This is a genomic window from Suttonella sp., assembly GCF_056855035.1.
On record NZ_JBXGGR010000054.1, the window covers coordinates 1 to 11335 of the forward strand.

The following is an 11335-nucleotide window of genomic DNA, read 5'->3' on the forward strand; positions in this document are numbered from 1 at the left end:
CCTATTGCTGCCTGAAAAGGCGGTAAGCAGCTTGAAATGGGCTGTTTAATCAGGATGAATGGGTAAAATTTGGGCACATAATGCCATTTTTCTTAAAAACCCCAAAACAACTTAAATGCTTTGGGGTTTTGCAAAGGTTTCAGATTACTATAGTCGAAGAACTGAAAAAGTGACACAAAATATCAAGCTGCGAGCGTTATAGAAGAGTACAGCAAAATGAATCAAAACTGTAACTCTTTTTGAAATCTTTGACTATACGCCATTATCGGCTGTGCTGCTTAAGCAAAAATAAACCCTGCTTTATGCAGGGTTTATTTTTGAGCATTTCCGATTTAGGCGGTGAGTGTTTCGTAAACCAAAGGACGCTCCTCAGGTTTTGCTTCGCCGATCTGCAAGGCGGCGCGATAAGCTTTTGCGGCGGCTTGCCATGAAGCTTCGTCTTTGGCATGAATCATTGCCAGAGGCGTGCCGATTTCGACTTTGCTGCCGATGGCTAAGATTTCATCAAAGCCGACACTGTGGTCAATATGATCGCTGGCAATGCGTCGGCCACCGCCAAGATTAATGACCGCTACGCCGATATCGCGCGTGCTCATGCTTTGAATATAGCCGGCGTTTTCCGCTAAGACGGGTTTGACGATATTGGCAAGGGGTAATTGATCAAATTGCGTCGAACCGCCTTGCGCATGAACCATTTTTTCAAAGATTTCATAAGCTTTTCCAGAGTCTAAAACGTTTTGCAATTGTTGGCGGGCTGTTTGGCGGGAATCGGCTAATTTGCCATTGACCAAAGCTTCTGCACAAAGGGCAAGGTTGATTTCATGCAAACGCGGATTGCGAACACCCTCGCCGCGTAAATAGCGGATGGCTTCGCGCACTTCTACGGCATTACCGGCGCTAGAGGCTAAGACTTCGTTCATATCTGTCAATAAGGCGGTCGTTTGGCAGCCTGATTGTGTGGCTACTGCGGCAATACTTTGTGCCAAGGCTTTGGATAATTCATAGCTTGGCATAAATGCACCGTTGCCTACTTTAACGTCCATCACCAGACTGTCTAAGCCTTCCGCCAATTTTTTAGAGAGAATGGAAGCGGTGATGAGTGATATATTTTCCACCGTGGCAGTAACGTCGCGAGTGGCGTAAATTTTGCGATCGGCGGGAGAGAGATTGCCTGTTTGTCCTACGATGACGCAGCCGATTTCTTTAACTAATTCCTGCATTTTCTGAGGATTAGGGAAAATATCAAAGCCTTTAATACTTTCTAATTTATCCAAAGTGCCGCCGGTGTGCCCTAAACCGCGTCCTGCAATCATCGGCACGAAACCGCCGCAGGCGGCAAGCATGGGCGCAAGCATTAATGAGACCACATCGCCCACGCCGCCGGTGGAATGTTTGTCTAGGGTAGGGGCGTTGAGCTGATAAGATTCCCATTGCAAACTGTCGCCGCTGTTGCGCATGGCAAGCGTTAAGGCACTGCGTTCTTCTATATCAAGATCGTTAAAATAAATCGCCATGCACATGGCGGCAATTTGGCTTTCGCTGATGCTGCCGTCAGTCACGCCTTGGATGTAAAATTGAATTTCTTCCGGACTTAATTTTTGCTTGTCACGTTTTTTACGGATAATTTCCTGAATTAACATTGATTTCTCCTTTTTGATTCAATCAATTTTTAAACAAAGTAGAAGCGTCAATATGCTTTGACGCAGGTTTAGCCCTGCAGTCGTGATGACGACTTCACAAGACCAAATAAGATAAAAGTATGCTATGAACAGCGTAAGCCTAATCCGAAACAGTGTCAACATATCGAAAATGCTGTTAATAACCTCCATAATTGAAATATCTCCATGTAAAAAGTATGATAAAAAGGGAACGGACTAACAGGTTGTTAACAGAAAAGGCATTCTACCCATTCTTATTTTTAATTGCTACTTGGAATAATAAAAATGTTGAGTTTTTTAGATAAAAATGAAGTCGAGCAGGGCAGCAAGGCGTTTGGCAATGATCCGATTGCCTTTGCTCTCTCTTTATTGCCGCAGGCGGCGACACTGGCGGTGACGCCGGTTTCTCAATTTAATGTGGCGGCAATTGCCATTGATAAAGAGGGCAATTTTTATATCGGCGTCAACCAAGAATGCCGAGAAGCGGATATGGGGCAGACCGTACATGCCGAGCAAAGCGCTATTGCACATGCTTGGCAAAGGGGCGCGGATATCATCAGCGATATTGTGGTGAATTACACGCCTTGCGGACATTGCCGCCAATTTCTGAATGAATTGCGCCATGCGCAGCAGATAAAAATCCATTTGCCGCATAGCCGCGACCAATTGTTGCAACAGTATCTGCCCGATAGTTTTTCGCCTAAAGATCTTGGTTTGGATATTCGTTTGCTAGATAAAATGCAGCATGAATTATCGCCGCCCAAACCTTCCTTAGATGCCTTGGAACAGGCGGCTTTTGAAGCGGCGAACACCTGCTATGCGCCTTATAGTCGTGCTTACGCAGGCATTGCATTAGGGCTTGAAGGAAAAATCATTACAGGGCGCTATGCGGAAAATGCCGCCTATAATCCCAGTTTGCCGCCTTTGCAAGTAGCGATTAACAGTCTGCGTTTAAGCGGTTTATCGCTTGCACGAGTGAGTCGGGCGGTATTATGCTGCACCGCGCACGGCGGACATGAGTCGCGCAGTCGCGAATTATGGCAGGCATTAGGACAATGCGAACTGGAAATTTTAACGCTTTCACCATAACAATAAAGGAACGTGTATGGACCTACTCAATACAGCCAAGCAATGGCTTGCACAAGACCCCGATGCTGAAACGCGGGCTGAACTTGGCGCATTAATCGAAGCCGCCGATGGCGGTGATCAAAGCGCTCTTGCGCAATTGCAGCAACGCTTTGAAGGACGTTTGCAATTCGGTACTGCCGGTTTGCGCGGACCTCAGCAGGCGGGACCAATGGGTATGAACCGCGTATTGGTTGCGCAGGCGGCAAAAGGGCTTGCCGATTATTTGCTGAGCTTCGACCCGGAGCAGACCAGTATCGTGATTGGTTATGACGGACGCAAAAACTCCGATGTTTATGCACGAGACACCGCCGCCATTATGGCAGGGGCGGGAATTAAAACCTATCTGCTGCCGCGTGCTTTGCCTACTCCCGTGCTTGCCTATGCCATTCGGCATCTGGATGCCAGCGGTGCAGTCATGGTGACCGCCAGTCATAACCCGCCTGAAGACAACGGCTATAAAGTCTATCTGGGCAAATCTAATGGCGGCGGACAAATTGTCTCTCCTGCCGACAGCGCTATTGCCGAAAATATTGCCGCTGCCGCACAAACGCCGATTGGTGAATATCCGCGTAGCAAAGCTTTTGACTTAGTAGAAGAAAGTTTGATTGAATCCTATGTGCAAAAAACCGCTGCCTTGGCGCAGGAAGCTGCCTGCGAATTGAATTATGTGTACACCGCGATGCACGGCGTGGGTAAAGAAATATTATTCAAAACCTTAGCCGCTGCGCAATTGCCGCTTCCGCATGTGGTGGCAGAGCAGGCGGAGCCGGACGGCACTTTCCCCACCGTATCTTTCCCTAATCCCGAAGAAAAGGGAGCGCTTGATTTGGCGATTGCGCTTGCCAAAACCAAAAACGCGGAATTTATTTTGGCGAATGATCCCGATGCCGACCGCCTTGCAGTTGCCATTGCCGACAAGACAGGACAATGGAAAGCCTTGCATGGCAATACCGTCGGCTGTTATTTGGCATGGTATTTAGCGCAAAGATATCAGGGCAGTACAGGTACTTTTGCCTGTTCTTTGGTCTCCTCTCCCGCCTTAGCGCACATCGCCCGACACTATGGCTTTGACAGCGAAGAAACCCTGACGGGCTTCAAATATATCGGTAAAGTGGAAAATTTGCGCTATGGTTTTGAAGAAGCCATCGGCTATTTGGTCGATCCCGACAAAGTTCGCGACAAAGACGGCATTTCGGCGGCAATCGTCTTTTTAGATTTAGTGCGCCATTTAAAAGCGCAAGGCAAAACGTTGTTAGATTTGGCGGAAGAATTTGCCCAAACCTTCGGTGCTTTTGTGAGTTCGCAAATCTCTATCCGCGTGAAAGAACTCGCCGATATCGAACGGCTTATGCAAGCCTTGCGCAGCCAAGCGCCCAGCCATATCGGCAGCCATGCCGTCAGCGAATTTATCGATCATTTGAATACGGAGCGGCGCAGCGATATTTTGGTCTTCTACATGGATAACGGCAGCCGTTTGATTGTGCGCCCTTCCGGCACTGAGCCGAAAGTCAAATGCTATCTGGATGCCAAAGGCGATAACGCTGCGCAAGCGCAAAGCGTTTTGCAGGAATTCGACGCCGCCGTGCGCGCCTTATTGCGCGAAGAACGTTACGGCAAACAGCAATGCTAACACGCTTAGCAATTTTTCATCCACTTAACTATTAAGGAAAAATTTATATGGCAACACCTCATATCAGCGCTGCAAAAGACGCTTTCGCCCCAACCGTTCTCATGCCCGGCGATCCCTTGCGCGCCCAATACATCGCAGAAAATTTCCTCCAAGATGCCGAACAAGTTACCGCTGTGCGCAATATGTACGGATACACAGGTACTTACCAAGGTAAAAAAATCTCCATCATGGCGCACGGCATGGGCATTCCCTCCTGCTCCATTTATGCCAAAGAATTGATTACGGAATACGGTGTGCAACATCTGATTCGAGTCGGCTCCTGCGGCGCGGTTTTAGACGATGTGCATGTGCGCGACGTTGTTATCGGCATGGGCGCAAGCACGGATAGCCAAGTCAACCGCAGCCGCTTCCATGGCTATGATTTTGCCGCATTAGCCGATTTCGGCATCGTGCAAGCGCTTGCTCAGGCGGCTCAGGCACGGGGCGTGAAGGCGAAAGTAGGCAATTTGTTTTCTTCGGATTTGTTCTATCATCCTGATCAGGCGCTCACGCAAACCCTGCGCAAATACGGCATTTTAGGCGTAGAAATGGAGGCGGCGGGCATTTACGGCGTGGCGGCGGAATTCGGCGCGAAAGCGGCGACCATCTGCACCGTTTCCGATCATATCATCCGTGAAGAATACACCACTGCCGAAGAGCGCCAATCCACCTTCAATGAAATGATAGAAATCGCTCTGGATGCGGCTCTGACTTTATAAATATCACTATCGCGCCATTTCTGTTTCCAAGTGCTTGAAGCGGAAATGGCGATGTTTAACGGCGTTGTTGGCGCAATAAACAATATTGGCGCAGCGTCAGCCAAGCATCGCCGCGCTCTACGCCTTTATTGATGCGGTCGAGTTTCGCGGCGAGTTGATTTAAGCTCAACACCAGACTGATGGGAAAATGCTGTGCCGCCTGCCGCAAAGCCGCTTGTTGGCGCGGATAAAACAGGCGCGCGCGTTTGAAAATCTCTTCTTTTGATTGCGGCGCATGATGCAGTTCCAGCAAAACATTGGCATCGCGCGCCAATTGCCAGACTAGCAGAGTGATTTCGTTTTTACCGTTTTGGGCGATTTTTTCTGCGCTGTGGTAGCAGGCAAGCCAGTCGCCACGCAACAATGCCTCGCGAAAAGCATTGACGCCGAAATGGGAAAAATCGTCCAGCAGGCGGGCAATATCCGCCTCTTCCAATAAAGCTTCGCGCGCCGGACTGTGGCAAAGCCGCGCAATCGATTGCTGCGCCGCCGCCAAATTGCCCTCGTGATAATCAATGAACAGGGCTTTTGCCGCCTCATCCAAATGCAATTGGCTGCGACGCAGACGCTGCTCGATTTGGGCGGCAAATTCCTCTTCATTAAGCGCATAGCCGCGCACTTCTAAAAAATTTTGTTTTGCCAGATGTTTATACCATGCCGCTTGGCTAACCTTTTCCAAGCGCGGAAAATACAGCACAATCCGCACATTATCCAAATGCAAACCTGCGATTTTCTGCACATGCGCCGCCGCCTGCTTATCCAGACTTTTCTGCTCGCCGTGCACCTCAATCAAACTGCGCGGCGCAAATAAAGACGGGGTTTCCACCTCATTGAGCAATTCCTGCCAATCGGCGGCACTGCGCCCCACATCAAGACGCTTACGCTCGCTAAACTCCGCTTTCAAGGCTTGCTGACGAATCGCGTCTAAGGCTTCCTGCAACAGCTGCGGCTCTTCGCCGTAGAGCAAAGTCATGGCAGGCAAGCCCTGCTTCTGCAAATGCGTGCTTAACTGCGCCGCGCTGATGGTCATTATTAAGGCGTAGCGGTTTTGGACTGGATAAAGCGCAGGGCGCTGTGCGCATTTTCGCGCGCCAATTTCTCATGCGTATTGCGTTCTTCCTGCATGCTGCCGATAAATTGCCCTGCGCTGTAAGCAATATTACTGCGGCTTTGCACGCTTGTTTCGCCTAAGTTTTTATTGTTTTTAAACAAAGCCACAGAATAGCCGTCGGTAATTTCCAATTCGCGACTATTGCCGCTGTCGCCGCCCACGGCGACTTCGCGGCGGTGGAAATGCAGTTGCGAAATCACCAATTTATGCGCGCTTGCCGCCTCGCTATCGACAATCGCAACGCCGCTGTCTCTAAGCGCATCAAGCAGGGCATCATAAGCCAGCTGCTGCGACGCATCGAGTTTCTCCGTCGCACTGATCACATAAATATTTTTGAGATTCAAACTGTTGTCGCCCAAACCTTTGAGATGGAAACCGCAGGCAGAAAGCAGACACAAACAGGCAAATAAGCAGAGTTTTTTCATCAAAAATTCCTTACTGGTTGAAACCCTTCCCTTTAAGAAAGGTAATGAAAGCAAAAGAGGCGCAAAGCGTCCATTTCAAAACAAAACGCAGAACAATATTTTTATATCGTTCTGCATCTTGAAACATACTTAATCGCTTACCACTAAATTCAATAATTTTTGCGGCACGACAATCGCCTTGCGCAGCGTTTTGCCGTCGGTATAGCGGCGCAATTCGCCGTCATTTAATGCCGTCTGCACAATGCTGTCCTCATCGGCATCTGCCGCCACCTGAATTTCGCCGCGTTTTTTGCCATTGATTTGCACCACCAAAGTAAAGCGGTTCTGCACCAATGCCGCCTCATCCGGCTGCGGCATTTGCTGATTGAGCAAATCCCCGCCGAAGTTTAATGCCTGCCATAAGACGCTGGCAATATGCGGCACAATCGGCGCCAAAATCAATAGCAGAATCCGCACACCTTCGCGGCGCAAAGCCGCATAATCCGGCTCAATATTGCCAAGCGCATTGAGAATTTTCATCGCTGCAGAAACAACCGTATTAAATTGATTGCGCTCATAATCAAAGCGCGCGCTGCGCAATTGCTCATGAATTTCGCGGCGGATGCCTTGATGCTTTTCGTCCAGCGCAATCGCGTCATGGCTTTGACTCAGGCTTTGGCGATATTCATAAGCATAAGCCCACAGGCGGCGCAAAAAGCGGTTCGCGCCCTCCACGCCATGTTCCGACCATTCCAAAGTGCTTTCAGGCGGCGAAGTAAACATGGTATATAAGCGTGCGGTATCCGCGCCGTATTGCTCAATCAAGGCTTGCGGATCGACGCCGTTATTTTTGGATTTCGACATTTTTTCCATGCCGCCGTATAAGACCGCTTCGCCGTCACGCTGCAGACTGCCGCCGGTAATCCGCCCTTTTTCGTCGGTTACAGTACTGACTTCATTAGGATTAAACCAATGTTTTTTGCCGCTTTCCTCTTCGCGGTACCATGTACCTGCCAGCACCATGCCTTGGGTAAGCAAACGTTGGAAAGGCTCATCGACTTGCACAATGCCCTCGTCGCGCATCAATTTGGTATAAAAACGCGCATAGAGCAAATGCAAAATCGCATGTTCGATGCCGCCGATATATTGATCGGCGCTTTGCCAATATGCCGCCGCCTCGGGCTCAAGCATGCCTTGCGTATAATCGGGCGACATATAGCGGAATTGATACCAGCTGGATTCCATAAAAGTATCCATGGTATCGGTTTCGCGTTTTGCTGGTTTGCCGCAATTCGGACAAACCGTTTCATAAAATTCAGGCATTTTCGCTAATGGCGAGCCGCTGCCATCCGGTACCACATCTTCAGGCAAAACCACCGGCAAATCTTTATCTGGCACTGGCACATCGCCGCAATCCTCGCAGTGAATAATCGGAATCGGGCACCCCCAATAACGCTGCCGCGAAATACCCCAATCGCGCAGGCGGTATTGGGTTTTCGGCTCGCCGGCGCCGAGGCTTTGCAATTTTTTGCCGATGGCTTCAAAAGCCTGCTCGAAATTCAAACCGTTAAACTCGCCGCTATTGATGAGAGCAATGTTTTCTTTGTCGCCGTACCATTCCTGCCATGCCTGATTGTCATAAGGCTTGTCTTCTTGGGCAATTACTTGTTTAATCGGCAAATCATATTTAAGCGCAAATTCAAAATCGCGTTCATCATGCGCCGGCACCACCATGACCGCGCCGTCGCCATAGCCCCAAATCACATAATTGGCGATCCAGACTTCCAAACGTTCGCCACTAAGAGGATTGATAACATAACGCCCCGTCAGCATGCCTTTCTTTTCCATTGTCGCCACATCGGCTTCTGCGACCGAACCCGCCTTGCATTCTGCGATAAAGGCTTGCAAATCCGCGCGATTCTCCGCCGCCGCGCCTGCCAAAGGATGTTCGGCAGCCACAACCACCGCGCAAGCGCCGAAAATCGTATCGGGACGCGTGGTATAGACCTGCACATATTGCGCCGCCTCGCCGCTCAAGCCCGCTTTGCTCTGCTCGGCAATCGCAAAACGTAGGGTCATGCCGCGCGATTTGCCGATCCAATTGCGCTGCATCGTTTTCACGCGCTCCGGCCAATGCTCGAGCTTGTCCAAATCGGCTAATAATTCTTCGGCATAATCGCTGATGCGGAAGTAATACATCGGAATTTCGCGCTTTTCGACCAAAGCGCCGCTACGCCAACCGCGGCCGTCAATCACTTGCTCATTCGCCAATACCGTCTGATCGACAGGATCCCAATTTACCGTACCGTTTTTGCGGTAAACAATCCCTTTTTGAAACAAACGCGTAAACAGCCATTGCTCCCAGCGATAATAATCCGGCTGACAAGTGGTAATCTCGCGCGACCAATCAATGGCAAAACCGAGCAATTTCAATTGGCTGCGCATATAGTCGATATTTTCATACGTCCATTTGGCAGGAGCGACCCGATGATTCATCGCCGCATTTTCCGCCGGCATACCGAAAGCGTCCCAACCCATGGTTTGCAAAACATTTTTGCCCTTCATGCGCTGATAGCGCGAAATCACATCGCCAATCGTGTAATTGCGCACATGCCCCATATGCAATCGTCCCGAAGGATAGGGGAACATCGACAAACAGTAAAACTTTTCCTTATCCGGCTGGATTTCAGCACGAAAACTCTGATTTTTCGCCCAATTCTCTTGGACTTGGGCTTCAATAAAATTCGCTTGATATTGCTTTTGCATGATTTTTCCGCATTGGGTACAACAAAGCGGCAATGATAGCATAGAGCAGCCAGAGAGAAATAAACAACGTATTGCCGAAACGCGCATAAGGCGTCAGTCCCGTGCGCGGTTGAATCCAGCCTGACAGCACCGCCTGCTCATGCTGCGGCAGACTGCTCAGAATTTTTCCCTGGCTGTCAATAAATACCGTAATCCCTGTGCTCGTTGCCCGCGCCATCTCGCGCCCTAATTCCAAAGCGCGCATCTGGCTCATCTGCAAATGCTGATGCGCGGCAATCGAGCCTTGAAACCAGCCGTCATTCGAGACATTAATCAAATACTGCGCCTTACCTGCACCCTGCCGCACCTGCCGCCCGAAAGCCGATTCAAAACAAATCGACACCGCAGCGGGAATCCCCTGCGTAAAAATCGGCGTCTGCTGATTGCCGCCGCGCGAAAAATCGCCTAAAGGCATATCCACAAAGCGGTTGAATATTTGAAACAGCGGTTTAAACGGAATAAATTCGCCGAAAGGCAGCAGATGATTTTTGGCATAACGCCCGTTTGCCGCTCCTAAAGTAATGACGCTATTATAATAATCGGCACGAATATTGCCGCTGGGAATCCCCAAAACCACCGCCTGCCGCTTATCCTTAAACAAAGCATCCAAAGGCTCCAAAACCGGCGCTTTAATGCTCTCTTCCATAAACGCCACCGCCGTTTCCGGCCAAATAATCACGCTTTCACTGCGCTCGGCACTAAGCGCAATATAATCCTCCATATCCTTCTGCATATGCTCGGCATCAAACTTGGTATATTGCGAAGCATTGCCCTGCACCAAAGCCACCGAAAAGGGCTGACCGATTGCATGCGTAAAAGACAATTCGCGGCACAATAAGGCAATCACGACGATAAACCCCGCAATCACCGCCGGATAAAACACGCGCTGCGACAGCGTATAAGCCAATAAAGCGCATACCAACAGTAAAAACAGCCCCGTACCGAATACGCCCATAATCGGCACAAAACCGTTCAGCACGCCGTAAAGCTGCGAATACGCCGCCGACAACCAAGGAAAACCTGTCAGAAAATAAGCGCGTAAAAATTCCGCCCCCAGCCACAGCAAAGGAATCAGCAGCAAACGATAGACCGAACGCGGCGCGCTAAAACGCCGCAAGACATAACCCACCAAAGCGGGATAGAGTGCCAAATACAGCACTAACAAGACATTCGCCAGAATGGCAAACATCAGCGGCGCATTGCCGAAGCGATACAAACTGATATAAACCCAATACACGCCTGAGCCAAAATTGCCCAAGCCGAAGAGGAAACCGTAACGCACCGTGCGGTTAGTCGGCGCATGCAGCCACACCCAAGCCAAAGCCGTCAGGCTAATAAACGCCGCATACCAATAATCAAAAGGGGAAAAGGCTGCGGTAAACAATAAACCGCTGAAAAAACTCACCAGCGCATACATAGCAAACAAACCACTTTAGCTTAAAATTTTCCAAGCATAGCTCAAAGCCGAGCGGTTAAGGCTTACCGCTTATCCAGTTTTGGCTGATGCACCTAAGCAATAACAATAGACAAAGCAAATAAGTCCTTATAAAGCGCATTATGTTTAAAATGAGAATAACTATATCAAATACATAAAGATACGACAGTTTTTCCTACATGGCTTGCGGGGATTTGCTACAATGCGCGCTTAATTTTGAACATAAAACAAACATGACAGCTTATTTTGATGCCGCTTTAATAGAAAAATACCGCATGAGCGGACCGCGTTATACCTCTTACCCCACCGCCGTACAATTCACGGATCAATTTACCCAAGAAGACCATATCCGGCATTTGCAGGCCAG

General features: G+C 49.4%; 8 protein-coding genes. 3 read left to right on the plus strand and 5 right to left on the minus strand.

Going from position 1 to position 11335, the window contains the following annotated elements; all coding sequences use genetic code 11:
• Positions 1-332: 332 nt before the first annotated feature.
• The gene (deoA, locus tag ACJHVI_RS05240) at positions 333-1640 is read right to left on the minus strand and encodes a thymidine phosphorylase (RefSeq protein WP_483183601.1); all 1308 of its coding nucleotides are present in this window, start codon (positions 1638-1640) and stop codon (positions 333-335) included.
• A 303-nt stretch (positions 1641-1943) separates the two neighbouring features.
• Between deoA and cdd the strand changes: the two genes are divergently transcribed.
• Genes cdd through deoD form a run of 3 tightly spaced genes read left to right on the plus strand, consistent with a single transcriptional unit; the run spans position 1944 to position 5174 of the window.
• Positions 1944-2747: a cytidine deaminase gene (cdd, locus tag ACJHVI_RS05245; RefSeq protein ID WP_483183602.1), complete on the plus strand. Its 804-nt coding sequence runs from the start codon at positions 1944-1946 to the stop codon at positions 2745-2747.
• A 16-nt stretch (positions 2748-2763) separates the two neighbouring features.
• Complete coding sequence (locus ACJHVI_RS05250; protein ID WP_483183603.1) at positions 2764-4416, plus strand: phospho-sugar mutase; 1653 nt, start codon at positions 2764-2766, stop codon at positions 4414-4416.
• 47 nt (positions 4417-4463) lie between these two features.
• On the plus strand, positions 4464-5174 hold the full coding sequence (deoD, locus tag ACJHVI_RS05255; RefSeq protein ID WP_483183604.1) for a purine-nucleoside phosphorylase: 711 nt from the start codon (positions 4464-4466) through the stop codon (positions 5172-5174).
• Positions 5175-5229: 55 nt separating this feature from the next.
• Here deoD and holA read toward each other — a convergent pair whose 3' ends face one another.
• The 4 genes from holA to lnt form a co-directional block, all read right to left on the minus strand.
• Positions 5230-6243, minus strand: a complete 1014-nt coding sequence (gene holA, locus ACJHVI_RS05260) for a DNA polymerase III subunit delta (protein WP_483183605.1) — start codon at positions 6241-6243, stop codon at positions 5230-5232.
• Positions 6244-6245: 2 nt separating this feature from the next.
• Positions 6246-6749 (minus strand): LPS-assembly lipoprotein LptE, encoded by a 504-nt coding sequence (locus ACJHVI_RS05265; protein ID WP_483183606.1) that lies wholly within the window; start codon positions 6747-6749, stop codon positions 6246-6248.
• Between the two features lie 129 nt (positions 6750-6878).
• On the minus strand, positions 6879-9494 hold the full coding sequence (leuS, locus tag ACJHVI_RS05270; protein ID WP_483183608.1) for a leucine--tRNA ligase: 2616 nt from the start codon (positions 9492-9494) through the stop codon (positions 6879-6881).
• Positions 9463-10938: an apolipoprotein N-acyltransferase gene (lnt, locus tag ACJHVI_RS05275; protein ID WP_483183609.1), complete on the minus strand. Its 1476-nt coding sequence runs from the start codon at positions 10936-10938 to the stop codon at positions 9463-9465. The genes leuS and lnt overlap by 32 nt, the downstream gene beginning before the upstream one ends.
• Positions 10939-11335: the final 397 nt, after the last annotated feature.

What these genes read in the sequence shown, in the direction of transcription:
- deoA (WP_483183601.1), bottom strand. Translation starts at nt 1,640, where the DNA reads ATGTTAATTCAGGAAATTATCCGTAAAAAACGTGACAAGCAAAAATTA.
- cdd (WP_483183602.1), top strand. Translation starts at nt 1,944, where the DNA reads ATGTTGAGTTTTTTAGATAAAAATGAAGTCGAGCAGGGCAGCAAGGCG.
- ACJHVI_RS05250 (WP_483183603.1), top strand. Translation starts at nt 2,764, where the DNA reads ATGGACCTACTCAATACAGCCAAGCAATGGCTTGCACAAGACCCCGAT.
- deoD (WP_483183604.1), top strand. Translation starts at nt 4,464, where the DNA reads ATGGCAACACCTCATATCAGCGCTGCAAAAGACGCTTTCGCCCCAACC.
- holA (WP_483183605.1), bottom strand. Translation starts at nt 6,243, where the DNA reads ATGACCATCAGCGCGGCGCAGTTAAGCACGCATTTGCAGAAGCAGGGC.
- ACJHVI_RS05265 (WP_483183606.1), bottom strand. Translation starts at nt 6,749, where the DNA reads ATGAAAAAACTCTGCTTATTTGCCTGTTTGTGTCTGCTTTCTGCCTGC.
- leuS (WP_483183608.1), bottom strand. Translation starts at nt 9,494, where the DNA reads ATGCAAAAGCAATATCAAGCGAATTTTATTGAAGCCCAAGTCCAAGAG.